The organism is Mesorhizobium sp. FG116 (assembly GCF_057809835.1).
Window position 1 is genome coordinate 123,058 of record NZ_JBMDKS010000006.1, and the last position, 24,933, is coordinate 147,990.

Sequence of the window (24,933 nt, forward strand, 5' to 3'; positions counted from 1 at the left end):
TATCGAACATGCGCCGGCGCGGCCCGCTGCGGAAGCGCGGCAAGCTCCAGATCGGAATTGTTTTGAAATATCAGGCCGACAGCCGTTCGAGCGCCCAGATCATGAGGGGCGTCTGCGGGTAAACGATCAGGCCGCCAATGCCGAGCGCGATACCATAAGGAACGCCGGTCTTTTCATCCGCGAAGTGGCGCAGAAACATGTTGGCCTTTGTAATCGGCGCCAGCATCGAGCTGCGGAACATCAAAATTGCAAGCGTCAACAGGCCGCCAACCACCGCGGCAACGACGAGATATTGTACAAGTGCGATGTCGAAGCCCATCCACACTGCCGTCGCGGCCATGAGTTTGGCGTCGCCGCCACCCATGCCGCCCAAGGCGAATAGCGCAAAGGTTACGCTCAACATCATTGCACCCGCTGCAAGATGCCAGCCAAGGTCTGTCCAGGCCATTCCCGTCAGCGGAGCGATCACCACGAAGCTGCCCAGCAACAGGAGCGACACCCGGTTTGCGATCGTCATGGACAACATGTCCGACACGGCGGCAAACACCATGCAAAAGGGGAAAACCACAAAGATCAGTGCCTCGAGCATGGGTCCCACACAAGAATTCGATCAGCAATGCCAATGCTCATACAATCGCTGCGTTAAGGATCGGTGAGCAGAAATCGGAAAATAAGGGAGGATCGCAGGTTCGGAGGGTGCCGGCTTCTCCTCCGGTCGTGCGGCTTAACCGTTGGTTCACCAATCCCGTTCATATTCCGTTGAACACTCGCGGGTCCGGAGATCAGGTGATGGCCATGTCGAAATCGATTTTTCTTGCGGCAGCACTGGTGGTTGGAGCTGCCTGTGCTTCATCTGCCGCAATGGCTTCCGGTATCGAAGTCACCATGAACCAGGCCAAGATCGTCAAACTCGCACGCGCCGCCGACACAATCGTGGTCGGCAATCCCGCGATTGCCGATGCTTCGGTGCAGGATGCCTCCACGGTGGTCCTGACCGGCAGGGGCTTCGGCGTTACCAATCTTGTCATCATGGACAAGGACGGAAATCCCATCATCGACGAGCAGGTCACCGTCGTTCGCCAGACTGCGGCGACCGTGCGCATCTATCGCCGCTCCCAAGTCCAGACAATGTCGTGTTCGCCTTATTGCGAGAGCTCGTTCAAGAGCGACGCCGAGCGGGTTTCCGAAGCCGAGATGAACAACCAGTAAGACGCCGGGAACGGCGTTCGGCACGGTTACTGGAAGGTAAAGCGCGCCCACCGCAATTTAGCGGTCATTCAAACCGGACTTCAACAGCTCTCATATAAGGTTTGCCCGAACCGTAAAGGGTCGAGGCATAACGCACATGGGTAGCGTCTCCAGCATTGTGGACAGCCGCAGCAGCACGAGGCGAAGCGGTCTCCTGGCCAGATTTCGGCGGGACCGCGAAGGCAGCGTTGCCGTCGAATTCACGATGCTCGCCATTCCGTTCTCCATGCTGGTTTTTGCAGTCCTTGAGACCTGCATTTCCTTTGCTGGCCAGGAAGTTCTGGCCAATGCCACCGACGACATCGCCCGCCAGATGCGAACGGGCCAGATCCGGACCATCAACGAAACCGATCTTCGCAATCTCGTCTGCAGCCGTCTTGAAATCATTGTGACGAGCGGCTGCCCGGGACTGAAGATCGATCTGCGCACGCTGACGAGCTTCAACGAAGGAACGAAGCATAGCTTCATGATCGACAAGGGGTCCAACCAGGTCACCCTGCTCTATGCCGGCGGAAACACCGCCTTCACCACGCAGCTCGGTGAAGCAGGAACGAAGAACATGCTTCGCGTCTTCTACAAATGGCCGGTCATAACCGACTTCATGAGCAAATATATCTCCAACATGAGTGACGGAACGACGCTGCATTTCGCCACCATGACCTGGCAGAACGAACCTTTCTGACAACAATCCGGGTATCGGCGGGCAAAGGGACAACAAAAATGCTGGGTGCGGGGGCACATCGAAAAAGGACCGGCTTCCTGTCGCGGCTGGTCAGTTTCGGGCGGGACCGCAGGGCGGTCGCGGCAGTCGAGTTCGCTTTCATCGCTCCGATCCTGCTCATCATGTATTTCATCACCGTCGAGGCGGTCCAGGCGATCGAAACCAGCAAGAAGGTCAGCCGGCTGGGCAGCATGGTCGCTGACCTCGTCGCCCAGCAGGACCAGGTTTCCACAACCGTGCTTCAGGACATCATAAAGATCGGCGCGTCGGTAATGCGCCCCTACGACCGCTCGTTTCCGACGGTCAAGATCACCGGCATCAGGATATCGAACGACGCAGGCGCGAACCCCACGGTCATCTGGTCCTACCAGGGCGTGGGCACTCAATTTACAGTGCCTTACACAAAGAATTCGCCCACCTCGGTGCCGCCTGCGCTCAAGGTCGCGGGAACGTTCCTGATCAGGGTCGAGAGCCAGCTTGTCTACAATCCGATCATTGCCTGGGCGGTAGATGGCAACAAGGCAACCGGACTTGCCGGCATCTTCAACGATACGCCGATGAACGAAATCTACTATCTGCGACCCCGCGTCCTGCAGGAAATCGCCTGCTCCAACTGCTGACGGCTTTCGTAACAGCGTCATACGCTTACTTGCGAATTGCCAAGGGTCGGACTGATCCCTATGTCTGGACGATAACGAAACAGCGCTGCGACTATCCTGTCGCGGCGCCGTTTCGATCATTCGCGCCAGGCAAAGCCGGAAGCCTTGACACCTTCCCTAGCCGACGCTCCGGTTTGGCAGGGCTTAAATGGCGCGCGCATTCATTTTCGTACTCGATTCCTTCGGCATCGGCGGGGCTGCGGACGCCGACCGCTATGGCGACGCCGGCTCGAACACGTTCGGCCACATCGCCGAAGCGTGTACGGAAGGCCGAGCCGATCGCGACGGCCTGCGCGCAGGACCGCTTCGCCTGCCGAACATGATGGCGCTCGGCCTTGGCGAAGCCGCGAAGGTCGCTTCCGGCTTTTCCCTCTTAAGCCAGCCGGACATAAAACTGGCGGCTTCATCGTTCCAGGGTGCGGCCCAGGAAGTGTCGAGCGGCAAGGATACGCCGTCGGGCCACTGGGAGATCGCCGCGCTTCCAGTGCGCTTCGACTGGGGCTATTTCCCGGACACCGTTCCAGCCTTTCCCCGGTCTTTGACAGACGCCATGATCAGGCAAGGCCGCGTGCCCGGCATCCTCGCCAATTGCCACGCTTCCGGCATCACGGTCATCGAGGATTTCGGCGAAGAGCACATCCGAACAGGCAAGCCGATCTGCTACACATCGGTGGACTCGGTGCTCCAGATCGCCGCCCACGAAACCCATTTCGGCCTGGAGCGCCTCTACGAATTCTGCGAAACCGTGCGCAAACTCTGCGACCCGCTCAACATCGGCCGCGTCATCGCGCGCCCCTTCGTCGGCGAGACGAAAGCCACCTTCAAGCGCACGCCAAACCGCCGCGACTACGCCGTTCCGCCGCCGGAACCCACCCTTCTTGACCGTCTTGTCGCGCGCGGCAGCCGCGTCATCGCCATCGGCAAGATCGGCGACATCTTTGCCCATCGCGGCATTTCGGAAATACGCAAGGGCGTCGGCAACATGGAGATGTTCGACAAGGCGCTTGGCGCAATCGACGACGCCGGCGACGGCGATCTCGTCTTTGCCAATTTCGTCGACTTCGACACCGAGTTCGGCCATCGTCGCGACGTCGCGGGCTATGCCGCTGCCCTTGAAGCCTTCGATCGCCGCATACCCGAGGCGCTCGCCCGCCTCAAACCCGGCGATCTTTTCCTCTTGACCGCAGACCACGGCAACGACCCGACCTGGCGCGGCACAGATCATACGCGCGAGCGCATCCCGGTCATCGGCATGGTGCCCGGCATGGCCGGCGGCGCAATCGGTCTGCGGCCGACTTTTGCCGATATCGGCGAAACGGTGGCCGAGCATCTTGGCTTGCCGCCCGGCCCACACGGCACCTCATTCTATGCGACGCTCGGCGGTCCGGTGATCAAACATGCCTGAACTTCCCGAAGTCGAAACCGTGCGGCGTGGGTTGCAGCCCGTCATGGAAGGCGCGCGCATCGTCAGCGTCGAGGCTCGGCGGCCGGATCTGCGCTTTCCCTTCCCGGAAAACTTCACCGGGCGTTTGACAGGCAAGGTGATTACGGCGATCAGCCGCCGCGCCAAGTACCTCACCATGCACATGGATGGCGGCCCGACCCTGATCTGCCATCTCGGCATGACCGGATCGTTCCGCATCGAGGCTGGCGAGGAAAGCACGACGCCCGGAATATTCCACTATGAGCGGTCAAAGGACAGCGCGCACGATCACGTCGTCTTCAACCTCACCTCACCGCAAGGCTCGCACCGCGTGGTCTTCAACGACCCGCGCCGCTTCGGCTTCATGCTGTTCAGCGAAACAGTCCCTGACGAACATCCGATGCTTTCCGGCCTCGGCGTGGAGCCGACCGGCAACACGCTCGACGGGCCGCTGCTTTCCTCCCTGCTGAAGGACCGCAGGACGCCGCTCAAAGCCGCCCTGCTCGACCAGCGCCTGATTGCCGGCCTCGGCAATATCTACGTCTCGGAGGCGCTCTGGCGCGCGCGTCTCTCCCCATTGCGGGCGGCAGGAACCATCGCTACGAGCGGCAAAAAGGCCAAGGCGCAAAGCGAGCGGCTTGCCGAGGCGATCCGCTCCGTCATCGCCGATGCCATTGCCGCAGGCGGGTCCTCACTGCGCGACTATATGCACACGGACGGCTCGCTCGGCTATTTCCAGCACTCGTTTGCTGTCTATGACCGGGAAGGCGTCGCCTGCCCGACGCCTGGCTGCCGCGGCCATGTCGAGCGCATCGTGCAAAGCGGCCGCTCAACCTTCTATTGCCGGACTTGCCAGGAGTAAGCTACAGCCAAGGCACGCCATCACATCGGGAGACATCGCCATGTCCTATGAAAACATCATCGCGGAAAAGCGCGGCAAGGTCGGGCTCATCACACTGAACAGGCCAAAGGCGCTCAATGCGCTCAATTCGCAGGTTCTGGCGGAACTCCTTGCCGCCGCCAAGGCCTTCGATGCCGACGCCTCGGTTGGCGCCATCGTCGTCACCGGTTCGGAAAAGGCCTTCGCCGCCGGCGCAGACATCAAGGAAATGCAGTCGAAGAGCTATGTCGAGGCCTATCTGGAGGACTTCTTCTCGGGCTGGGAGGAATTCACGCGCACGCGCAAGCCGATGATTGCGGCGGTCGCCGGCTATGCGCTCGGCGGTGGTTGCGAGCTTGCCATGATGTGCGACTTCATCATCGCCGCCGACAGCGCCAAATTCGGCCAGCCGGAAATCACCTTGGGCGTCATGCCCGGCATGGGCGGCTCGCAGCGCCTCACACGCTTCGTCGGCAAATCCAAGGCGATGGACATGTGCCTTACCGGCCGCATGATGGACGCAGCCGAAGCCGAGCGCTCCGGCCTCGTCTCGCGCGTCGTGCCGGCAGGCGACCTGGTCGAGGAAGCCTTGAAGGCAGCGGCAAAGATCGCCGACTTCTCCTTGCCGGCGGTGATCATGACCAAGGAAGCCGTCAATCGTTCCTACGAGGTCACGCTGACCGAAGGGCTGCGATTCGAAAGGCGCGTATTCCATTCCATGTTCGCGCTCGAAGACCAGAAGGAAGGCATGGCGGCCTTCGCGGAAAAGCGCAAGGCAAACTTCAAGAACCGCTAAATGCGCGCGGCATGCCGATATCGTCAAAAAGAGCTCGGGCCAACATTGACGGGTCGGAAAAGCTGCACTATAAGCCGCACCAACTGAGGCGGCCCATGGCTGCCCGTTTGTTTTTTGCGCCTCGCGGTACGCCGCTAGCGCTCACCGTTGAGATCAGAAGAGAGGCATCATGGCCAACACCTCCTCGGCCAAAAAGGCAACGCGCAAGATAGCTCGCCGCGCCGCGGTCAATAAGAACCGTCGCTCGCGCGTTCGCACCTACGTCCGTCAGGTCGAGGAAGCATTGGCCGCCGGCGACAAAGTTGCCGCTGAAGCCGCCTTCAAGAACGCACAGCCGGAACTGATGCGCGCCGCCACCAAGGGCGTGCTGCACAAGAACACGGCATCGCGCAAGGTTTCGCGCCTTGCTCAGCGTCTCAAGACCCTGTCGGCCTGATCCTCGACTATTTAAAAAGTTAGATTTTTTTAAGAACCCGGTGCCTTCGCGCCGGGTTTTTCCGTTTGTCGACATAAATCCCGAACGGACGCCTCAAAGGTGCCCCAGCGGTAGTTTTGGACGCCCCTAAATTTTGCCGGCATATTCAATATGTTGTGCGCGTTAAAGCAATTTCTAACATACGATCTGTCACAAAAAGCCTTTTAAATTCATTGGCTTAATGAAGGTCGTCCACAGACTGTTCATATTGCGGGTGGCGGATGGGGGACAATCGCATGTCAAGCAAAATATTAAAAAAAAAGTCTCGCCAGCTAGCCTTTCGGCAGCCCTCGCGGAAAAGGATTGAATCACAATAGCTTTCACGAGCGACCCTGCTTGAGGGGCACCCTTTGGTCGTCTTCCGGTAACCAGATTCGTTAAAAATCGGTTAGACGCGGCCTTGCCCTTTCCACAGCGATTTCGTTAGTGTCCCTCCATCGAAAGGGATGGGCCGACCGGCCCTCGACCTAACCAAAAATGGAAACATTCGAGGCCGTGGAGGTTATTCCGCGGAAGGTTGGGTTTGTCTTTTCGGTACGGGTAAGGGGAACGGGGTCTCGCGCACTTGGTGTTGAAGCTGCGCCGGCGGATTGCCGGACGGTTTCGTTGTGCCTTGTGTCGCCTGACACACGACCAAGAGCTCGCAAGAGCCGAATGACAGGCAAGCGCCTTTGGCCAGCGGCGGCTATATGGCGAAACAGAACGAGGCGACATGGCGCAGTCAACTGCGATCGTGGCGGCATAGCATAGGACAGGGGTAGCGAATGCAAAGCGGCATCGACAGGGAGATTGGCGGCGACCTCCCTCTTTCGGGGGATTTGATCAAAGAAAGCGACCTGACGATTTCCGCAGCAGTGGATCATAGGTTCGAGCGCATCAAGGCGCAGTTGAAGGCTCGCCTCGGAACCGAGGTCTATTCAAGCTGGTTCGGGCGCATGAAGCTGGCGGAGGCTTCGAAGGGCGTCGTGCGCATTTCCGTTCCAACCGCGTTCCTGCGTTCCTGGATCAACGGCCACTACCTCGACCAGATCATCGAGCTTTGGAAGGAAGAAGACCCGGACGTCCTCAAGGTGGAGATCATCGTTCGCACCGCCACGCGCCATGCGCGCAGCGGCGAGGGTGAGAACGCACCGCAGCGCAAGACGATGACCCGGCAAACCCAGACCGTGCTCGCGGCCGGTACAGTGAACACCGGCAAGCCTGAGCGGGCGCCGGCAAGCCGAAACGGCGCTGCGGAACCGGAGTTCCGCCAAAGCGTGCTCGGTTCGCCGCTTGATCCGCGCTATACGTTTTCCTCCTTCATCGAAGGGCCGTCGAACCGCGTGGCATTCGCCGCCGCTCGTGCGGTGGCGGAATCGCAGTCGAGCGCCGTGCGCTTCAATCCGCTTTTCCTCCATGCCACGGTCGGCCTCGGCAAAACCCATCTGTTGCAGGCGATCGCGGCGGAATCGCTGCGCCAGAACCCGAGGTCGCGCGTTGTCTATCTGACGGCGGAATATTTCATGTGGCGCTTTGCCACCGCCATCCGCGACAACAATGCGCTGACGTTGAAAGAACAGTTGCGCGACATCGACCTTTTGATCATCGACGACATGCAGTTCCTGCAGGGCAAGTCGATCCAGCATGAGTTCTGCCACCTGATCAACATGCTTTTGGACAGCGCCAAGCAGGTTGTCGTCGCCGCAGACCGGCCGCCGTCCGAACTGGAATCGCTGGAGCCTCGCGTGCGTTCGCGTCTCAACGGCGGCGTCGCGCTTGAAATGTCGGCACCGGATTTTTCCATGCGGCTTGCCATGTTGAAGCTGCGGCTTGCCTCGGCCAAGTCCGAGGACTCCTCACTCGCCATTTCGGAAGACATTCTGGAACACGTCGCGCGCACCGTCACGGGCAGTGGCCGCGAACTGGAAGGTGCCTTCAACCAGCTCCTCTTCCGGCAATCCTTCGAGCCGCAGATCACCATCGACCGCATCGACGAGATCCTCGGCCATATCTATCGCACCGGCGAACCGAAGCGCGTGCGCATCGAGGACATCCAGCGCATCGTCGCGCGCCACTACAATGTGTCCAAGACGGAGCTTCTCTCCAACCGGCGCACCCGCACCATCGTCAAGCCGCGCCAGGTCGCCATGTATCTGTCCAAGGTCATGACGCCGCGTTCGCTGCCCGAGATCGGCAGGCGCTTCGGCGGCCGCGACCACACCACAGTCCTCCATGCGGTGCGCAAGATCGAGGATTTGTCGGGCGCGGACAACACGCTGGCGCAGGAACTGGAACTGCTGAGAAGGCTTATCAACGATCAAGCCTAGGCCAGCCCGTCATCGAGGCTTTGCCGTTATCCACAAAGCCTCCGATTGCAGCGCGCGGGCTTGCGTTCGGGGGCTTTTTCCTGTCAGTTTGACGAAATTCTATGCCAGTTCAGACTGAGGCAGGTTGCCGATTCGGACACCTGCCCTTTCCTTCAAGTGAGCCTGTTTCATCATGCGTGTAATTCTGGAACGGTCGAACCTTCTCAAATCCCTTAACCACGTTCACCGCGTGGTCGAGCGGCGCAACACAATTCCGATCCTTTCCAACGTGCTGTTGAATGCGGAAGGCGCCAGCCTGGAGATGAAGGCGACCGATCTCGACCTCGAGATCACCGAGGCAACGCCTGCCAAGGTGGAGCGCCCCGGTGCTACGACCGTGCCGGCGCACCTGCTCTATGACATCGTGCGCAAGCTTGCCGAGGGCGCCGAGGTGATGCTGAAGACCGACGAGGACGGCAATGCCATGACCGTCACCTCCGGACGCTCGAGCTTCCGCCTGCAGTGCCTGCCGCAGTCGGATTTCCCAGAGCTATCGGCCGGTTCGTTCCCGCATATCTTCCGGCTCGATTCAACGGCGCTGAAGGGCCTTGTCGACAAGACCCAGTTCGCCATCTCGACCGAGGAAACGCGCTATTACCTGAACGGCATCTTCCTGCATGCCCATGAAGTCGGCGGCAAGCTGAAGCTGCGCTCAGTCGCGACCGACGGCCACAGGCTGGCGCGGGCTGAAATCGACGCTCCCGCAGGCTCCGAGGGCATGCCCGGCATCATCATTCCGCGCAAGACCGTCAGCGAATTGCAGAAGCTGGTCGATGATCCGGACGTGGCCGTCACCACGGAACTGTCCGACACCAAGATCCGCTTCACCGTCGGCAGCGTCGTTCTCACTTCCAAGCTGATCGACGGCACCTTCCCCGACTATCAGCGCGTCATCCCAACCGGCAATGACAAGAAGCTCACCATCGACCGGCAGACCTTCGCGGCCGCAGTCGATCGCGTCTCCACCATCTCTTCGGAGCGCGGACGGGCCGTAAAGCTCTCGATTGCCGAGGGCCAGTTGACGCTTGCAGTCAACAACCCCGATTCCGGCAGCGCCACGGAAGAACTGGCCGCCAACTACTCGTCCGACCCCATCGAGATCGGCTTCAACGCACGGTACCTGCTCGACGTGGCGGCCCAGCTTAGCAGCGGCGATGCCGAATTCATGCTTGCCGACGCCGGTTCGCCGACGCTGATCCGCGACACCAACGACCAGAACACGCTCTACGTGCTGATGCCGATGCGGGTGTGAGCATTCGGCTTTTTACCCCTTCACGTCACGTCGCCCGCCTCTGTCCCAACGGGCAGAGGATCGCGTCATAAGGCACCGGGCCAATGGCGTTCATTACCCATATCAGCCGGATCACGCTCACCAATTTCCGCAACTACGCGGCCCTCTCGCTTGATCTGAAGCCGGGTGCCGTCGTGCTGACCGGCGACAACGGCGCAGGCAAGACCAACCTCCTTGAAGCCGTCTCCCTGTTCACCCCCGGTCGCGGGCTGCGCCGCGCTCCCTATGGCGAAGTCGCGCGCGAAGGCGGCGACGGCGGCTTTGCCCTCCATGCCAAGCTCGATGGCCCGAACGGTGCTGCCGATATCGGCACCGGTTTCGCAGGCGCCGATGCTGGCGAAACCGGCCGCCGCGTGCGTATCAACGGTGCGCCAGCGCGGTCGGCAGACGACTTGCTTGAATGGCTGCGCGTCGTCTGGCTGACGCCTGCGATGGACTCGCTCTTCACCGGACCCGCCGGCGACCGCCGTCGCTTCCTCGACCGCATGGTTCTGGCAATCGATGCCAGCCACGGCCAGCGCGCGCTCGACTATGAAAAGGCGATGCGCGGTCGCAACCGTCTGCTCGCCGACAACTCCCGCGACGGCGCATGGTTCGAGGCCATTGAAACGCAGATGGCGGAAACCGGCGTGGCGATTGCCGCCGCGCGCGCCGAACTGGTGCGGCTTCTGGCGGCAATGATCGAGCGCCTGCCCGGCGAAGGACCGTTTCCGCAAGCCGACATCGCGCTTGACGGCGACCTCGAAAGCCGGGTCGGCAGCCTGCCAGCCGTCGATGTCGAGGAGGAATTCAGGCATGCCTTGGCAACCGGCCGCGAGCGCGACCGCACTGCCGGCCGCACGCTTGCGGGGCCGCACCGCTCCGACCTCGTCGTTCGTCACCGTCCCAAGGCGATGCCCGCCGATCTTTGCTCCACCGGCGAACAAAAGGCGCTGCTGGTCGGCATCGTGTTGTCGCATGCCCGGTTGACCGCCGAGATATCGGGCATGACGCCGATCCTGCTCCTCGACGAAATCGCCGCGCATCTCGATGCCGGACGCCGCGCCGCCCTGTTTTCAATCCTCGAAGACCTCAACTGCCAAGCCTTCATGACCGGCACCGACGCCGCCCTTTTCTCTAGCCTTGAAGGCAGGGCGCAATTCCTCACCGTCGATCACGGCACGGCTGGCCCCACCGATAGCGCCTGACAAGATTTCCGACCAAGGCTATGGTCCGGCGATGACACCACTGCCGCCACTCACCGATGAAGAACTGGAGCGCTATGCGCGCCACATCGTGCTGCCCGAGATCGGCGGCGCGGGCCAGCGCAAGTTGAAAAACGCGCGCGTGCTGGTCATCGGCGCCGGAGGTCTCGGCGCGCCAGCTCTGGAGTATCTCGCCGCCGCCGGCGTCGGCACGCTCGGCATCATCGACGACGACACCGTCTCGCTCTCCAACCTGCAACGTCAGGTAATCCATGACACGGCGTCGCTCGGCGTCCCGAAAGGCGACAGCGCCAGGGCAAGCATTGCCCGCATCAACCCATCCGTTGCCGTGGAGTTGCATAGTTTCCGCCTTACAGCCGAAAACTCCCCTGCCCTTGTCGCGCAATACGACCTCGTCATCGACGGCTCGGACAATTTCGACACCCGCTATGCGGTCGCCGACGCTAGCGAGCAGGAAAAGCGCCCGCTGGTCCACGCCGCAGTCGGCCGCTTCGATGGTTCGGTAACGGTGCTGAAGCCATTCGAGACGGTATCCGACGGCACGCAAAACCCGTCCTATCGCGACCTGTTCCCGGAGCCGCCGCCGCCCGGCCTCGTGCCCTCCTGCGCCGCCGCGGGCGTGGTCGGCGCGCTCACCGGCGTCATCGGCACGCTGCAGGCGATGGAGGCGATCAAGCTCATCACCGGCATCGGCGAGCCGCTTGTCGGCCGCCTGCTGCTCTACGATGCACTGGCCGCCCGCTTCGACACCATCCGCTACAAGAGGCGCTGACATGGCGCTCGCGCTGACCGCAGAGGAACGCGCCATCGCCTCCGGCGACCGGGGCGAAGGCGCTGCCGCCGCCATGCGCATCGTTGCCGAAAGCGCTCGCCTGCTCGGTGCGCCGCGCCTCATCCCGATCGCGTCCGCGCATATCGACGGCGCGCTCTATCACGGCGATTCCGGCACCTTGTTTGCCGAGAAACTGGTGGCAGGCGGGGCGCGCGTTGCCGTTCGCTCCACGCTCAATGTTGGCGCGCTCGACCTCATCGGCTGCTCGCGCGTCAGGCTGGAAGAACCGCAGCGTGGCATGGCGCGGCGGATGATGGAAGCCTATCGCAAGCTTGGCTGCGAACAGAGCTGGACCTGCGCGCCCTACCAGGCCGGCCACCGGCCCGCCTTCGGCAGCGATGTCGCCTGGGGCGAGTCCAACGCCGTTGTCTTCTGCAACTCCGTGCTCGGCGCGCGCACCAACCGCTATGGCGACTTCCTCGACATCGCCTGCGCCATCGCCGGGCGCGCCCCCGACTACGGCCTGCACCGTCCGGACAACCGGCGCGCCCGGCTTGTCTTCGATGTCTCCGCCCTGCCCTCCGCCTTTCTCGCCTCGGAAATTGCCTGGCCTGTCCTCGGCAGCCTCTATGGCCGCGACACCGGCACCACCATCGGCGTCGTCGCCGGCATCGCCGCGCACCCGGGCGAAGACGCGCTGAAGGCCTTCGGCGCGGCAGCAGCCTCCTCCGGTGCGGTCGGCCTGTTCCACATTGCCGGCGTTACGCCCGAAGCGCCGGACGTGCAGACAGCCCTCGGCCACCTCGCACCCGAACAGACGATCACAGTAACTCCGCAGATGGTCGCCGCCGCGCAGCGCGGGCTTTCCACCGCCAAGCACGCCGATGCAATAGACGCGGTTGCCATCGGCAGTCCGCATCTGTCGCTGGGCGAGTTCGAGCGGCTGGAAAGGCTGATTGCCGGGCGGCGTCTCGCCGTTCCGATCCACGCCTGCACCGGGCGTCATGTCGTTAGCGAACTCGACAAGACGGCTCGCAGAAAGGCGCTCGAGGCTTGCGGGGTCGTCGTCGTGGCCGACACCTGCGTCGTGGTCACGCCGATCCTCACCGAACTGCCCAACGGCGTCCTCATGACCAATTCCGGCAAGTTCGCCCATTATGCGCCCGGCAACACCGGCTATGCGGTGCTCTACGGCTCGCTGGCCGATTGCGTGGAAAGCGCCGTCGCCGGCAAGCCGGTCTTCAAGGACGTCGCGGCATGAGCCAACAGGCCGACATCCTTGTCAAAGGCCGAGGCGGCGAAGGCGAAGCGCTGATCCTCACGGCGCCGATCAGCTTCTGGGGCGGCGTCGATCCGAAGTCAGGCCGTATCGCCGACGTGCGCCATCCTCAGCACGGCCAGTGCATCGCCGGCCGCGTCCTGTTCCTGCCCGGAACCATCGGCTCGTCATCGGCTTCCGCCGTGCTTCTGGAACTGGTCCACAACGGCCACGCGCCTGCCGCGCTCGTCCTGCACGAACCGGACGCCATCCTGTTGCTCGGCCTCATCGTGGCGCGCGAAATGGCGTGGCAAGGCCCTATCGCAATCCGGCTCGACCGCAGCGCCTTCGAAAAATACGAAGGCCGCGACGTTCAGGTCGCGGCCAACGGTGAAATCAGCGTCGTTTAATAGCCCGAAAGGGTCTACGTCCGCAGGGGCAGCACGCGGTCCGGCGGACGGTGGCCGTCGCAGAAGGTGCGGATGTTGATGATCACCTTCTCGCCCATGTCGATGCGGCCTTCCAGCGTGGCCGAGCCCATATGCGGCAACAGCACCACCTTGCCCTTGGCCGAGAGCTTGAGCAGCTTCGGATTGAGCGCCGGCTCGTTTTCGTAAACGTCGAGGCCCGCACCGGCGATCTTGCCGCCATCGATCAGCTTCACCAGCGATTCCTCGTCGATCAGGTCGCCGCGCGCGGTGTTGACCAGATAGGCGTTGGGCTGCATCAGCGCCAGCCGCCTGGCCGACAGAAGATGGAAGGTCGCCGGCGTCGAGGGGCAGTTGACCGAGATGATGTCCATGCGGGCCAGCATCTGGTCGAGGCTTTCCCAGTAGGTCGCCTCCAGCTCGTCCTCCACCGCCTGCAAAACGCGGTGGCGGTTGTGATAGTGGATCGAAAGGCCGAAGGCCTTGGCGCGCCGCGCAACCGCGGTGCCGATGCGTCCCATCCCGACAATGCCCAGCCGTTTTCCCCATATGCGGCGGCCCAGCATCCAGGTCGGCGACCAGCCGGCCCATTTCTTGCCGTCCGGCAAGATGTTGGCGCCTTCGGTCAGCCGCCTCGGCACGGCGAGGATGAGCGCCATGGTCATGTCGGCGGTGTCTTCAGTCAGCACGCCCGGCGTATTGGTGACGGTTATCCCCCTGGCGGTCGCGGCAGCAACGTCGATCTTCTCGACGCCATTGCCGAAATTCGCGATGAGCTTGAGGTTCTCGCCCGCCTGCGCGATCACGGCCGCGTCGATCGTGTCGGTCACCGTCGGCACCAGCACATCGGCTTCCTTGACCGCAGCCACAAGCTCGGGCTGCGTCATCGGCCTGTCCTCGACATTGAGGCGCGCGTCGAAAAGCTCGCGCATGCGCGTTTCCACCGGGTCGGGCAGCTTACGCGTGATGACGACGAGAGGCTTCTTCTTGCCGGCCATATTTCCCTCGATCCCGGATACGTTGAGACCTCTTTAACCAAGACGGGCGAAACTGCAAACCGGTCGCGGCCCGATTGCCTCATGTATCAAGTGGTGCCGTGGAAGACAAAGAAAAAGGGGCAGCAGGGTTACGAACCCTCACCCATTGCAAGGGAACGAAAGTGTCTGGTCTCGTGTCGCTTCGCCTGGCCTTGAGTGCATTGATCGTGGGGAGCAGTTTTGCCGCCCTGCCAGCGTCTGCACAGTCGGCGGCGACGAACGCACAGAATGTGCGGTTGGGACCAAGCGGCTTGCCATTGCCCCGATTCGTCAGCCTGAAGTCGGCGCGCGTCAATTCCCGCGTCGGCCCCGGCGTCAACTATTCGGTAGACTGGATGTACACCAAATCCGGCCTGCCGATGGAAATCATCCAGGAATACGATACCTGGCGGCGCGTGCGCGATGCCGAAGGTTCGGAAGGCTGGATCAACCAGTCCTTGCTGTCGGGCAAGCGCACGGCAATCGTCGCGCCATGGCAGCGCGGCAAGGGCACGCAGATCAACGTCCACGACGCACCCCGCGAAGATGCCGGCGTCGTGGCAATGGTCGAGCCCGGCGTGATCGGCTCGATCAAATCCTGCGACGGCCAGTGGTGCGAGATGACCCTTGGCGGCCAGACCGGCTGGATCAGCCAGTCGCAGGTCTGGGGCGCCTATCCCGGCGAAAAAGTGAAAGACTGAGCTGATGCATGTCTCCCGAAGGTGGGAACCGGTTTCGGGACAAAGACATGCATAAAATCAAAGAGCCAATGCGTGTAGGGCGAATCTGAAAGATCGCGACATGCTTTAGCGCAAGCGTATCCGTCGCGATTTCAGCCTCGACCGATTCGGCCCAGATGCGTGTCGCGAAAATCCGTCGGCAGCTTCAATCCGTAACCCAGCGCCCGATCGATGCCGATATGGGCAAGCCAGATCAGCCCGATACTGACGCAAAGCGTGCTGCCAGCGAGATGGCCGCCGACCAGAAGCACCAGCGGCCACAAAGTGATGTGGAAGCAGTTGTAGGCGTAGGCGCCGACGCGCGGTCCCCTCAGGTATCCCAGCATCGACAAATCGGGGGCAAGGATGAGCAATGCGAACAGCCACCAGCTTGCGCCGGAAAGCCAATAGCCGGCCAGCGCCGCAACAAACAGCGCGGTACCCTCAATCCTGAGCAGCGCCGTTGCCATTTGGCGGCTAGCTTCGCTTGTTATTTCTTGGGGCGCAGCCTGACGACGACATCGACGTTGGCGATTTCCATGCCGTCCGGCGGTTCCGGCAGGTTGACCACGCTCACCGGTCCGCTCTCGATGTCGAAAATGCGGTTTTCGCCTTCGACATAGAAATGGTGGTGATCCGAGGTGTTGGTGTCGAAATAGGTCTTTGACCCTTCGACGGCCAGGATGCGCAACATCCCGGCTTCTGTAAACTGGTGAAGCGCATTGTAGACGGTTGCGAGCGATACCGGCACACCCGCCGCCAGCGCTTCCTCGTGCAGTTCCTCAGCCGACAAATGGCGGTCGCCCTTGGCAAACAGCAGGTCGGCCAGTGCAACGCGCTGGCGAGTCGGCCTCAGACCGGCATCTCGAACCCGCTTATCCACAGCGTGCCTTTCGCTTTGCCCCACCGAGTTCATCCGTTCGCAACATTCCGTTTCAACGACCCAAACACGCCCTTATGGGCGAAAAATGGACACCAACGCAAACCAAGCTATCAGAGGAGATATATTCTGTCGCCTGAAAGCGATCAATAGCGCGCATTGACCCGGCTAAAACAGCGCGTTAGAGCCACATCGCTAGATCAGTGCAGGTTTCCGGGCTGAAACGGACTGTGCTACTACACAACAACAAAAGGGTGGCCCGACCGCCCGACTTGAACGGGGATGTGTTGATGGCGGCAGCGAAATCCAGTTACGGCTACGAGGAATTGCTCGCCTGCGCACGCGGCGAGCTGTTCGGTCCGGGAAATGCGCAATTGCCAGCGCCGCCGATGCTGATGTTCGACCGCATCACCGAAATCAGCGAGACCGGCGGCGAGTTCGACAAGGGCTTCATCCGCGCCGAGTTCGACATCAAGCCGGACCTCTGGTTCTTCCCCTGCCATTTCATCGGCAATCCGATCATGCCCGGCTGCCTTGGCCTTGATGCCATGTGGCAGTTGACCGGCTTTTTCCTCGGCTGGCTCGGCGAGGAAGGCAAGGGCATGGCGCTCTCCACCGGCGAAGTGAAGTTCAAGGGCATGGTCACGCCTTCGGTCAAGAAGGTCGAATACGGTATCGATTTCAAGCGCGTCATGCGAGGCCGGCTCGTACTCGGCATTGCCGATGGCTGGCTCAAGGCCGATGGCGAACCTATCTACAAGGCGACCGACCTGAAGGTCGGCCTGTCGAAGCAGGGATCGGCCGCCTGACCGGCGCCGGACAAACTGGAAGGAACCGCCCATGAGACGAGTCGTCGTAACGGGTCTCGGTATCGTGTCGTCGATCGGCAACAATGCCAATGAAGTCCAGGCTTCGCTGCATGACGCGAAATCCGGCATCAGCTTCTCGGACTCCTTTGCCGAACATGGGTTTCGATGCCAGGTCTGGGGCGCGCCGACTCTCGACCCCACACCATTGATCGACCGCCGCGCGCTGCGCTTCCTGTCGCAGGGTGCTGCGTGGAACCACGTCGCCATGGATCAGGCAATCGTCGATGCCGGTCTCGGCGAAGGCGACATCACCAATGAGCGCACCGGCATCATCATGGGCTCGGGCGGCCCTTCCACCCGCACCATCGTGGAAGCCGCAGAAATCACGCTGAAGAACAACAGCCCCAAGCGCATCGGCCCGTTTGCCGTGCCGAAGGCGATGTCCTCCACCGCTTCGGCAACGCTCGCCACCTGGTTCAAGATCCACGGCGTCAACTACTCGATTTCCTCTGCCTGCTCGACCTCGGCGCACTGCATCGGTAACGCCTACGAACTGATCCAGTGGGGCAAGCAGGACATGGTGTTCGCAGGCGGCCATGAGGATCTCGACTGGACAATGTCGGACCTGTTCGATGCCATGGGCGCAATGTCGTCCAAGTACAACGACAAGGCCTCCAGCGCCTCGCGCGCCTATGACGTCAACCGCGACGGTTTCGTCATCGCCGGCGGCGCGGGCGTGCTGGTCCTGGAAGAACTGGAGCATGCCAAGGCGCGCGGCGCGAAGATCTACGCCGAAGTCGTCGGCTACGGCGCGACATCCGACGGCTACGACATGGTGGCCCCATCAGGCGAAGGCGCGATCCGCTGCATGCGCCAGGCCCTGTCCACCGTTTCAGGCTCGGTCGACTATATCAACACCCACGGCACCTCCACGCCTGTCGGCGATTCCAAGGAAATGGGTGCGATCCGCGAAGTGTTCGGCGACAAGATGCCCAACATCACCTCCACCAAGTCCCTCACCGGCCATTCGCTCGGTGCCGCCGGCGTGCAGGAATCGATCTATTCGATCCTGATGATGCAGGGCGGCTTCATCGGCGAAAGCGCCCATATCGAGGAACTCGATCCGGAATTCGAAGGCATGCCGATCGTGCGCAAGCGCATCGACAACGCCAAGATAGATACAGTGCTGTCGAACTCGTTCGGCTTCGGCGGCACCAACGCCACGTTGGTTTTCCAGCGCTATTCGGCATAGAGGTCACAGCCATGAACGGATTGATGAAAGGCAAGCGCGGGCTTGTCATGGGGGTGGCCAATGACCATTCTATCGCATGGGGCATCGCCCAGAAGCTTGCCGAGCAAGGCGCGGACCTCGCCTTCACCTATCAGGGCGAAGCCTTCGGCCGCCGTGTCAAGCCGCTAGCCGACCAGCTGGGCGCAAAGCTCGTCGTACCGTGTGATGTCGAAGACAGCGCCTCGGTCACGGCCACTTTCGACGAGCTTGAAAAGGCATGGGGCGGGCTCGACTTCGTTGTCCACGCCATCGGCTTTTCCGACAAGAACGAGCTGAAGGGCGCCTACGCCGACACCACGCGCGACAACTTCATCCGCACGATGGTCATCTCCTGCTATTCCTTCACCGAAATCGCCCGCAACGCCGCCCGCCTCATGGGCGAAGGCGGCTCGATGATCACGCTGACCTATGCCGGCTCGGTGCGCGTCATGCCGAACTACAACGTCATGGGCGTCGCCAAGGCAGGCCTCGAAGCCAGCGTGCGCTATCTCGCCAACGATTACGGCCCGCGCGGCATCCGCGTGAACGGCATTTCCGCCGGACCGGTGCGCACGCTTGCCGGCGCCGGCATCTCGGATGCGCGCCACATGTTCAGCTACCAGCAGCGCAATTCGCCGCTGCGTCGCAACATCTCGCTCGACGAGGTCGGCAACTCGGCGCTCTACCTGTTGTCCGACCTGTCGTCCGGCGTCACCGGCGAAATCCACTATGTGGATTCCGGCTATCACATCGTCTCGATGCCGACGCTGGAAGAGTTGAAGCGCATGGATAACGGCAAGGAATAATCCGGCCGCCTACCTCCGCGCCAGCAACACCTTGAAGCGGTTGTCGCGGGCAAGTTCGCCTGCGGTCGAGAAGGAGGCGGCAAGCGTCGCCTCATAGGGCAATTGCCGGTTCGCCACCAGCGCCAGCCTTCCGCCGGATTTCAGCGCCTTCGCCGCAGCCTTGATCAGCGCAACGCCGATATCCGGCTCCGCCGCCCTGCCCTGATGGAATGGCGGGTTCATAACGATCCAGTCGTAGCGCCCCTCGACCGGCTCGGCGATCAGGTCCTGCCAGAAGAAGCGCACCTCGCACTCGGCGCGCACATTCTGCTTCGCCGCCTCGATCGCCTCGAAATCCGCTTCGTAAAGGTCAAGCGCCTTCAGGCCCTTCGACCGCGCCGCGACCTCGGCGGCAACATAGCCCCAGCCGGCGCAGAAATCGGCAACGCGCCCTGACACATCCGCAGGCAGGTTGTCGACCAGCAGCCTTGAGCCTGCATCGATCTTCTCATGCGAAAACATGCCGGGCGCGGTGTGAAAGCGGCCATCGACCAGCACCGGCGCATTGGCCGCCCGCAACTTCTGCGCTGCGTCTTTTTCGGCCGGGCAGCTAAACCAGAACGCCAGCCCATGATATTTCGGCAGCGCATCTTCCAGCTCCACCAGCGCCCCAATGCGCTTGCGCAGCGAGGCGATGCCGTCGTCCTTGGAGCCGGCGACGACGATCAAGCCGCCCGGCGCAACCCTTTCCAGAGCTTCCGCGATCCACAGTTCGTTCTGGCCGCGATGCCGCCCGGCAAGCACCAGCGCCGCCGCATAACCAACTCCCTCCGCACGAGGCGTAATCTTTTGCCCCGCCGTTTCGAGCGCCCGAAAATACGGGCGAAATCCCTGCACGCAGCGGAGCTCCGGCTCGAACCCTGCCGGCAGCTGGAACCCCGGCTCGGCACCCAGAAATAGCACGCGGGCGTCCCTCGCAGGCGGTGCCAGCGCATCCGTCTCAAACGGATAAAACAGCGTCTTCAGCGCTTCAGATGCCATGCAGAAACCTTACCCGAACCATTGAGCAGGTGCCCAAAAGAAAACGGGCGCAACCTTCCGGCGCGCCCGCTTTGTCATTCATTCCAAGCCTATCAGGCGGCGTCTTCTTCGCCGTCGGCCTTCTTCTCGCGAACGATTTCCTTGCCGGTCGCCTGGTCGACAACCTTCATGGACAGGCGAACCTTGCCGCGCTCGTCGAAGCCCATCAGCTTGACCCAGACCTTGTCGCCTTCCTTGACCACGTCGGTGGTCTTCTGGACGCGCTCGCTGGCAAGCTGCGAGATGTGAACCAGGCCGTCGCGCGGACCGAAGAAGTTGACGAATGCGCCGAAGTCGGCGGTCTTGACGACCGTGCCTTCGTAGATCTCGCCCACTTCCGGCTCGGCCACGATGGTGTGGATCCACTTCTTGGCCGCCTCGATTTCCTTGGCGTTCGAAGACGCGATCTTAACGGTGCCGTCGTCCTCGATGTTGATCTTGGCGCCGGTCTTTTCCACGATCTCGCGGATGACCTTGCCGCCGGAACCGATCACGTCGCGGATCTTGTCGGTCGGGATGTGCATGACCTCGATGCGCGGCGCAAACTCGCCGAGCTCGGCGCGGGCGCCGGAAAGCGCCTTGGCCATCTCGCCCAGAATGTGCTCGCGTCCACCCTTGGCCTGCTCGAGCGCCACCTTCATGATCTCTTCGGTGATGCCCTCGATCTTGATGTCCATCTGCAGCGAGGTGATGCCGCCGGTGGTGCCGGCCACCTTGAAGTCCATGTCGCCGAGGTGATCCTCGTCACCCAGGATGTCGGAGAGAACGGCGAAGCGCTCGCCTTCCTTGATCAGGCCCATGGCGATACCAGCAACGGGCTTTGCCAGCGGCACGCCCGCATCCATCAGCGCCAGCGAGGTGCCGCAGACGGTTGCCATTGAGGACGAGCCGTTGGACTCGGTGATCTCCGAGACAACGCGCAGCGTGTAGGGGAACTGCTCGACGCTCGGCAGCATCGGGCGAATGGCGCGCCAGGCCAGCTTGCCGTGGCCGATTTCGCGGCGGCCCGGCGAACCCATGCGGCCGGTCTCGCCAACCGAGTAGGGAGGGAAGTTGTAGTGGAGAAGGAACTTCTCCTTGTACATGCCGGTCAGCGAGTCGACATACTGCTCGTCTTCGCCGGTGCCCAGCGTTGCGACAACCAGCGCCTGCGTCTCGCCGCGGGTGAACAGCGCCGAACCGTGGGTGCGCGGCAGCACGCCAACATCGGAAACGATCTTGCGGACCGTCTTGAGGTCGCGGCCATCGATGCGCGAGCCGGTGTCGAGAATGTTCCAGCGAACGATCTTGGCCTGCAATTCCTTGAACACGGCCGCAACCTGCTCGGAAGAATACTTGGCGTCTTCGCCTTCGGCCGGCGTGAACGCCGCCTTGACCTTGGACTTCACCGCGTCGACAGCGGCATAACGCGACTGCTTGTCGGTGATCTTGTAAGCTTCGCGCAGCTCGGCTTCGCCGATCTTCAGCATCTCTGCCTCAAGCGCGGAATAATCCGGCGAGGTGAAGTCGCGCGGGTCCTTGGCTGCCACTTCGGCCAGCTTGATGATTGCCTCGATGACCGGCTGGAACGAGCGGTGGCCGAACATGACCGCGTCGAGCATCGTCTTTTCGTCGAGTTCCTTGGCTTCCGATTCGACCATCAGCACGGCGTCGGCAGTACCGGCGACAACCAGGTCGAGCTTGGATTCCGGCATCTCGTCGAGGTGCGGGTTCAGCACATATTCGCCATTGATGTAGCCGACGCGGGCGCCGCCGATCGGGCCCATGAACGGAACGCCCGACAAGGTCAGGGCGGCGGAGGTGGCGACGATCGACAGGATGTCCGGATCGTTTTCAAGATCGTGCTGCACGACGGTGACGACAACCTGCGTGTCGTTCTTGTAGCCATCGGCGAAAAGCGGACGGATCGGACGGTCGATCAGGCGCGAAACCAGAGTTTCCTTTTCGCTCGGACGGCCTTCGCGCTTGAAGTAGCCGCCGGGGATCTTGCCGGCCGCGTACGTCTTTTCCTGGTAGTTGACGGTCAGCGGGAAGAAATCGAAGCCCGGCTTCGGCTCCTTGGCCGAGACAACGGTGGCCAGAACCATGGTTTCGCCGTAGGTGGCGAGAACCGCTCCATCAGCCTGGCGGGCAATCTTGCCGGTTTCCAGGATGAGCGGACGGCCGCCCCATTCGATTTCGACTTTGTGGTGGTTGAACATGTCTTGTCCTTCATATGCGGAAAGGCCGCGCAGACTTCTCATGCGCGACTTTAGCTTTCCTGGCTTCTTTCGGGCAGCCACGGGCAAGACAACGGGGAGCTTGTGAAATCCGGCGCAAAGCCGGGGCAAGCAACCTGCAATCCTGCCCCATGACCGTCCATGGGCGGCTTCGACGTGGCCCTTTCCTGCGTCGAAACCGGTTGGGCCTATTACCTTTTACACAGGCCCGAATATGCAAGCGGCGGGCTCTCTTTCGAGATCCCGCCGATAGTTTCGTCAGCGACGCAGTTCGAGTTTCTCGATCAGCGTCTGATAGCGCGCATCATCCTTGCGCTTGAGATAATCAAGCAGGCTGCGGCGCTGGGAGACGAGTGCGAGCAGGCCACGACGGGAGTGGTTGTCCTTCTTGTGGCCCTTGAAGTGCTCGGTAAGGTTCTTGATACGCTCGGAGAGGATGGCGACCTGCACTTCCGGGGAACCAGTGTCACCCTTGGCAGTGGCAAACTCGGCCATCAATTCTTGCTTGCGTTCGGCAGTGATCGACATCGTGCTTTTCCTTTGTATGTTTGAGGAAACGGGACGCCTAGAGCCGGGATGTCGTCCAGCAAAGGCCACTCATGACCGCGCTTTCCGGCGCGATGCTGCGGCGCATATAGTGCAATTGCCGGCAAAAAGCCAGCGCCATTTCGCATGGCGGCCTTGCGGGCTGGAAGGCCAATGTCGCCCCGCTTCGTTACCTCTCATCCAATCTCACCTTCGCATCGCTCGGTTCGGCCAGATGAGGGATGACTAGCGCAAACGCTGGCGTCTTCCTCTCCCCGTTTACGGGGAGAGGGTAAGGGTGAGGGGCAGCACTGACGTCGCCAGACGTGGATCAAACCACCCACTTCCCTATCCACACCTCATGCCAACCCCTTGTTCCCGCTCACCTCGCGCAAAAATCTCACCCTCGTTTATCCCCACCCACTCTGCCACTGCCATACTCAGCCCCATCGCTCTTGCGGGAACCGGCTGCGCACCGGGCAACGGTTAGGGCGGCGGTGACCTCCCCCCATTGGTTCGGCGCCAATGGACCCGAGGGCATCCGACAGGCCGGCGTCCTGCGGCGGGCTTTCCATGACAAAGGAAAGAGAACCCGTGGCGGCAGGAGGCGCATTTCGCCTGATCGTCGCGACAGGGTGAGACCCATCGGACGATCTTGGGACCGGTCGACTGGATGACAGACACCGGACGGGCGGCCGCGAGGCCGCATACTTTATCTAAACGAGCGACCGAACGGCCGCCCGTCCTCCCGACCTGCGCTTCACAAGCAAAGGTCAGTTCTTTGACAATGGCCAGACGCGAAAGCGGGCGTGGTGATGAACAAGCACACCCATCTCTTCGTCATCCTAGGGCGGAGCAGGCCGAAGGCCGTTGCGCAGACCCTGGGATGACGAAGCGCAAAATGCCCGCGTCATCCCGGAAGCGAGCCGAGCAAAGCGATGGCGATGCTGTCCGGGATCCATTCCGTGACAAACCGGCAGTGAGACAACGATGCAGAAGGCCCTCGGCCTACAGCCACTTCTTCCATTTGAAGTAGACGAACAGGCTGACGGCGACCGTCACCATGAACAGAAGTGCTGCCGGATAACCATAATAGGCGCGCAGTTCGGGCATGTTCCAAGGCGAGGTGTCAGGGTCGAAGTTCATGCCCCAGACGCCAACCAGAAAGGTCAACGGAATGAAAATCGCCGAGACGATCGTCAACAGGCTGATGACATCGTTGGTGCGAGCCTGGCTGAGCGACAAATGCATTTCAATCAGGCCGGTCATCGCGTCGCGCTGCGTCTCGACCAGCTCGATCAGGCGGATGCAATGATCGAGCGTGTCGTTCAAAAACACCTTGGTCTCGGCCTTCACATAAGGCACGTCGTTGCGGATCAGCGTCGCCAGCGCATCGCGCAGCGGCCACAGCACGCTCTTCAGCCCATTGGTGTTGCGCCGCAACGCGTGCAGCGACTGCATCTGCTGCTTCTGCGGCGATTTCAGCATGGCGTCTTCGATGTGCTCGACGACATCGCTGGCCGCCTCGACCGGAGCGAAGTAGCTGTCCACAACGGCATCGATCAGCGCATAGGCAAGGTAATCGGCGCTGCGCTGGCGCAGCCGGTTCGGCAAGGGCGCCGCAATGCGCTTGCGCACCGGGTCGAACGGGTCGCCGGCACGTTCCTGGAAGGTGATGACGAACTTCTCGCCGAAGAACACCGAAATCTGTTCGTAGCGATGCGAGGCGGCGTCGTCGATCATGCTGACCGCAACGAAGGCATGGTCCTCGAAGAAGTCCACCTTCGGCCGTTGGCCGGTGTTGACGACATCCTCAAGCGCCAACGGATGCAGGCCGAAAATACGTCCGATTTCCTCGATGAGCTCGATATTGGCGAGGCCGCTGCAATCGAGCCAGACCATGGGCCACCGGTCGCAGTGCTTCAACAGGTCGTCAATGCTGGCGTTGGGGATCGTCTTGTGCTTGTCCGGCGCGATCAGGGTCAGAGTCAATTCCGACCGTTGCGCTGCCGGATCGGCGATCAATGTTCCAGGCGAAGCACCGACCGGCGAGCGTCTGCGCCGGGAGCGGGCTTTCTTCACAGTGGTTTCCGTCTTCGTCATGGCGAGACCGACCCTTGGCGCGCGCA

General features: G+C 61.9%; 25 protein-coding genes. 17 read left to right on the plus strand and 8 right to left on the minus strand.

All coding sequences use genetic code 11. From position 1 onward, the window contains the following. Positions 1-70: 70 nt before the first annotated feature. Positions 71-589 (minus strand): A24 family peptidase, encoded by a 519-nt coding sequence (locus ACODTY_RS07560; RefSeq protein WP_056245367.1) that lies wholly within the window; start codon positions 587-589, stop codon positions 71-73. A gap of 200 nt (positions 590-789) precedes the next feature. Between ACODTY_RS07560 and ACODTY_RS07565 the strand changes: the two genes are divergently transcribed. The 13 genes from ACODTY_RS07565 to ACODTY_RS07625 all read left to right on the plus strand — a co-directional run bounded on the left by ACODTY_RS07565 (position 790) and on the right by ACODTY_RS07625 (position 13,483). Beyond that, positions 790-1,209, plus strand: a complete 420-nt coding sequence (locus ACODTY_RS07565; RefSeq protein ID WP_488993672.1) for a pilus assembly protein N-terminal domain-containing protein — start codon at positions 790-792, stop codon at positions 1,207-1,209. A 136-nt stretch (positions 1,210-1,345) separates the two neighbouring features. Beyond that, positions 1,346-1,930, plus strand: a complete 585-nt coding sequence (locus ACODTY_RS07570; protein ID WP_056245375.1) for a TadE/TadG family type IV pilus assembly protein — start codon at positions 1,346-1,348, stop codon at positions 1,928-1,930. Positions 1,931-1,968: 38 nt separating this feature from the next. Then, positions 1,969-2,589: a TadE/TadG family type IV pilus assembly protein gene (locus ACODTY_RS07575; RefSeq protein ID WP_488993673.1), complete on the plus strand. Its 621-nt coding sequence runs from the start codon at positions 1,969-1,971 to the stop codon at positions 2,587-2,589. Positions 2,590-2,776: 187 nt separating this feature from the next. Further along, positions 2,777-4,033 (plus strand): phosphopentomutase, encoded by a 1,257-nt coding sequence (locus tag ACODTY_RS07580; RefSeq protein ID WP_488993674.1) that lies wholly within the window; start codon positions 2,777-2,779, stop codon positions 4,031-4,033. Continuing rightward, positions 4,026-4,913 (plus strand): bifunctional DNA-formamidopyrimidine glycosylase/DNA-(apurinic or apyrimidinic site) lyase, encoded by an 888-nt coding sequence (mutM, locus tag ACODTY_RS07585; RefSeq protein WP_488993675.1) that lies wholly within the window; start codon positions 4,026-4,028, stop codon positions 4,911-4,913. The genes ACODTY_RS07580 and mutM overlap by 8 nt, the downstream gene beginning before the upstream one ends. Positions 4,914-4,953: 40 nt before the next feature. Continuing rightward, positions 4,954-5,727, plus strand: coding sequence for an enoyl-CoA hydratase (locus ACODTY_RS07590; protein ID WP_488993676.1), 774 nt, complete (start codon positions 4,954-4,956; stop codon positions 5,725-5,727). 169 nt (positions 5,728-5,896) lie between these two features. After that, positions 5,897-6,163 carry a 30S ribosomal protein S20 gene (gene rpsT / locus ACODTY_RS07595; RefSeq protein ID WP_056245390.1) on the plus strand — a complete coding sequence of 89 codons (267 nt, stop codon included), beginning with the start codon at positions 5,897-5,899 and terminating at the stop codon, positions 6,161-6,163. An 803-nt stretch (positions 6,164-6,966) separates the two neighbouring features. Beyond that, complete coding sequence (gene dnaA / locus ACODTY_RS07600) at positions 6,967-8,508, plus strand: chromosomal replication initiator protein DnaA (RefSeq protein ID WP_488993677.1); 1,542 nt, start codon at positions 6,967-6,969, stop codon at positions 8,506-8,508. Between the two features lie 172 nt (positions 8,509-8,680). Then, complete coding sequence (gene dnaN / locus ACODTY_RS07605; protein ID WP_488993678.1) at positions 8,681-9,799, plus strand: DNA polymerase III subunit beta; 1,119 nt, start codon at positions 8,681-8,683, stop codon at positions 9,797-9,799. An 83-nt stretch (positions 9,800-9,882) separates the two neighbouring features. Beyond that, entirely contained in the window at positions 9,883-11,025 is a 1,143-nt protein-coding gene (gene recF / locus ACODTY_RS07610; RefSeq protein ID WP_488993679.1) for a DNA replication/repair protein RecF, read from the plus strand. Positions 11,026-11,056: 31 nt separating this feature from the next. Then, positions 11,057-11,815, plus strand: coding sequence for a molybdopterin-synthase adenylyltransferase MoeB (locus ACODTY_RS07615; protein WP_488993680.1), 759 nt, complete (start codon positions 11,057-11,059; stop codon positions 11,813-11,815). Between the two features lies 1 nt (position 11,816). Further along, positions 11,817-13,076 (plus strand): aconitase X, encoded by a 1,260-nt coding sequence (locus tag ACODTY_RS07620; RefSeq protein WP_488993681.1) that lies wholly within the window; start codon positions 11,817-11,819, stop codon positions 13,074-13,076. Further along, entirely contained in the window at positions 13,073-13,483 is a 411-nt protein-coding gene (locus ACODTY_RS07625; protein ID WP_488993682.1) for an aconitase X swivel domain-containing protein, read from the plus strand. The genes ACODTY_RS07620 and ACODTY_RS07625 overlap by 4 nt, the downstream gene beginning before the upstream one ends. Positions 13,484-13,497: 14 nt before the next feature. On the opposite strand, the gene ACODTY_RS07630 is transcribed toward ACODTY_RS07625, so the two are convergent. Next, on the minus strand, positions 13,498-14,499 hold the full coding sequence (locus tag ACODTY_RS07630) for a 2-hydroxyacid dehydrogenase (protein ID WP_488993683.1): 1,002 nt from the start codon (positions 14,497-14,499) through the stop codon (positions 13,498-13,500). 161 nt (positions 14,500-14,660) lie between these two features. On the opposite strand from ACODTY_RS07630, the gene ACODTY_RS07635 reads away from it, so the two are divergent. Then, positions 14,661-15,218 carry an SH3 domain-containing protein gene (locus tag ACODTY_RS07635; protein WP_488993684.1) on the plus strand — a complete coding sequence of 186 codons (558 nt, stop codon included), beginning with the start codon at positions 14,661-14,663 and terminating at the stop codon, positions 15,216-15,218. A gap of 131 nt (positions 15,219-15,349) precedes the next feature. Here ACODTY_RS07635 and ACODTY_RS07640 read toward each other — a convergent pair whose 3' ends face one another. Continuing rightward, entirely contained in the window at positions 15,350-15,706 is a 357-nt protein-coding gene (locus tag ACODTY_RS07640) for a DUF4260 domain-containing protein (protein WP_488993685.1), read from the minus strand. A 20-nt stretch (positions 15,707-15,726) separates the two neighbouring features. Beyond that, positions 15,727-16,152 (minus strand): iron response transcriptional regulator IrrA, encoded by a 426-nt coding sequence (gene irrA / locus ACODTY_RS07645; protein WP_488993686.1) that lies wholly within the window; start codon positions 16,150-16,152, stop codon positions 15,727-15,729. 254 nt (positions 16,153-16,406) lie between these two features. On the opposite strand from irrA, the gene fabA reads away from it, so the two are divergent. Genes fabA through fabI form a run of 3 tightly spaced genes read left to right on the plus strand, consistent with a single transcriptional unit; the run spans position 16,407 to position 19,001 of the window. Further along, entirely contained in the window at positions 16,407-16,925 is a 519-nt protein-coding gene (gene fabA, locus ACODTY_RS07650) for a 3-hydroxyacyl-[acyl-carrier-protein] dehydratase FabA (RefSeq protein ID WP_056245424.1), read from the plus strand. 31 nt (positions 16,926-16,956) lie between these two features. Further along, complete coding sequence (gene fabB / locus ACODTY_RS07655; protein ID WP_488993687.1) at positions 16,957-18,177, plus strand: beta-ketoacyl-ACP synthase I; 1,221 nt, start codon at positions 16,957-16,959, stop codon at positions 18,175-18,177. Positions 18,178-18,188: 11 nt separating this feature from the next. Continuing rightward, entirely contained in the window at positions 18,189-19,001 is an 813-nt protein-coding gene (gene fabI, locus ACODTY_RS07660) for an enoyl-ACP reductase FabI (RefSeq protein ID WP_488993688.1), read from the plus strand. A gap of 9 nt (positions 19,002-19,010) precedes the next feature. Here the strand turns inward: fabI and ACODTY_RS07665 are convergent, their stop codons facing one another. The 4 genes from ACODTY_RS07665 to corA form a co-directional block, all read right to left on the minus strand. Then, entirely contained in the window at positions 19,011-20,021 is a 1,011-nt protein-coding gene (locus ACODTY_RS07665; protein WP_488993689.1) for a class I SAM-dependent methyltransferase, read from the minus strand. Positions 20,022-20,113: 92 nt separating this feature from the next. Beyond that, positions 20,114-22,261 carry a polyribonucleotide nucleotidyltransferase gene (gene pnp / locus ACODTY_RS07670; RefSeq protein ID WP_488993690.1) on the minus strand — a complete coding sequence of 716 codons (2,148 nt, stop codon included), beginning with the start codon at positions 22,259-22,261 and terminating at the stop codon, positions 20,114-20,116. 276 nt (positions 22,262-22,537) lie between these two features. Then, positions 22,538-22,807: a 30S ribosomal protein S15 gene (gene rpsO / locus ACODTY_RS07675; protein WP_488993691.1), complete on the minus strand. Its 270-nt coding sequence runs from the start codon at positions 22,805-22,807 to the stop codon at positions 22,538-22,540. A 1,005-nt stretch (positions 22,808-23,812) separates the two neighbouring features. Then, positions 23,813-24,907 carry a magnesium/cobalt transporter CorA gene (gene corA, locus ACODTY_RS07680; protein WP_488993692.1) on the minus strand — a complete coding sequence of 365 codons (1,095 nt, stop codon included), beginning with the start codon at positions 24,905-24,907 and terminating at the stop codon, positions 23,813-23,815. Positions 24,908-24,933 lie beyond the last annotated feature (26 nt).

Coding starts and splice junctions, on each gene's coding strand:
- ACODTY_RS07560 (WP_056245367.1), bottom strand. CDS start 589: ATGCTCGAGGCACTGATCTTTGTGGTTTTCCCCTTTTGCATGGTGTTT.
- ACODTY_RS07565 (WP_488993672.1), top strand. CDS start 790: ATGGCCATGTCGAAATCGATTTTTCTTGCGGCAGCACTGGTGGTTGGA.
- ACODTY_RS07570 (WP_056245375.1), top strand. CDS start 1,346: ATGGGTAGCGTCTCCAGCATTGTGGACAGCCGCAGCAGCACGAGGCGA.
- ACODTY_RS07575 (WP_488993673.1), top strand. CDS start 1,969: ATGCTGGGTGCGGGGGCACATCGAAAAAGGACCGGCTTCCTGTCGCGG.
- ACODTY_RS07580 (WP_488993674.1), top strand. CDS start 2,777: ATGGCGCGCGCATTCATTTTCGTACTCGATTCCTTCGGCATCGGCGGG.
- mutM (WP_488993675.1), top strand. CDS start 4,026: ATGCCTGAACTTCCCGAAGTCGAAACCGTGCGGCGTGGGTTGCAGCCC.
- ACODTY_RS07590 (WP_488993676.1), top strand. CDS start 4,954: ATGTCCTATGAAAACATCATCGCGGAAAAGCGCGGCAAGGTCGGGCTC.
- rpsT (WP_056245390.1), top strand. CDS start 5,897: ATGGCCAACACCTCCTCGGCCAAAAAGGCAACGCGCAAGATAGCTCGC.
- dnaA (WP_488993677.1), top strand. CDS start 6,967: ATGCAAAGCGGCATCGACAGGGAGATTGGCGGCGACCTCCCTCTTTCG.
- dnaN (WP_488993678.1), top strand. CDS start 8,681: ATGCGTGTAATTCTGGAACGGTCGAACCTTCTCAAATCCCTTAACCAC.
- recF (WP_488993679.1), top strand. CDS start 9,883: ATGGCGTTCATTACCCATATCAGCCGGATCACGCTCACCAATTTCCGC.
- ACODTY_RS07615 (WP_488993680.1), top strand. CDS start 11,057: ATGACACCACTGCCGCCACTCACCGATGAAGAACTGGAGCGCTATGCG.
- ACODTY_RS07620 (WP_488993681.1), top strand. CDS start 11,817: ATGGCGCTCGCGCTGACCGCAGAGGAACGCGCCATCGCCTCCGGCGAC.
- ACODTY_RS07625 (WP_488993682.1), top strand. CDS start 13,073: ATGAGCCAACAGGCCGACATCCTTGTCAAAGGCCGAGGCGGCGAAGGC.
- ACODTY_RS07630 (WP_488993683.1), bottom strand. CDS start 14,499: ATGGCCGGCAAGAAGAAGCCTCTCGTCGTCATCACGCGTAAGCTGCCC.
- ACODTY_RS07640 (WP_488993685.1), bottom strand. CDS start 15,706: ATGGCAACGGCGCTGCTCAGGATTGAGGGTACCGCGCTGTTTGTTGCG.
- irrA (WP_488993686.1), bottom strand. CDS start 16,152: ATGAACTCGGTGGGGCAAAGCGAAAGGCACGCTGTGGATAAGCGGGTT.
- fabA (WP_056245424.1), top strand. CDS start 16,407: ATGGCGGCAGCGAAATCCAGTTACGGCTACGAGGAATTGCTCGCCTGC.
- fabB (WP_488993687.1), top strand. CDS start 16,957: ATGAGACGAGTCGTCGTAACGGGTCTCGGTATCGTGTCGTCGATCGGC.
- fabI (WP_488993688.1), top strand. CDS start 18,189: ATGAACGGATTGATGAAAGGCAAGCGCGGGCTTGTCATGGGGGTGGCC.
- ACODTY_RS07665 (WP_488993689.1), bottom strand. CDS start 20,021: ATGGCATCTGAAGCGCTGAAGACGCTGTTTTATCCGTTTGAGACGGAT.
- pnp (WP_488993690.1), bottom strand. CDS start 22,261: ATGTTCAACCACCACAAAGTCGAAATCGAATGGGGCGGCCGTCCGCTC.
- rpsO (WP_488993691.1), bottom strand. CDS start 22,807: ATGTCGATCACTGCCGAACGCAAGCAAGAATTGATGGCCGAGTTTGCC.
- corA (WP_488993692.1), bottom strand. CDS start 24,907: ATGACGAAGACGGAAACCACTGTGAAGAAAGCCCGCTCCCGGCGCAGA.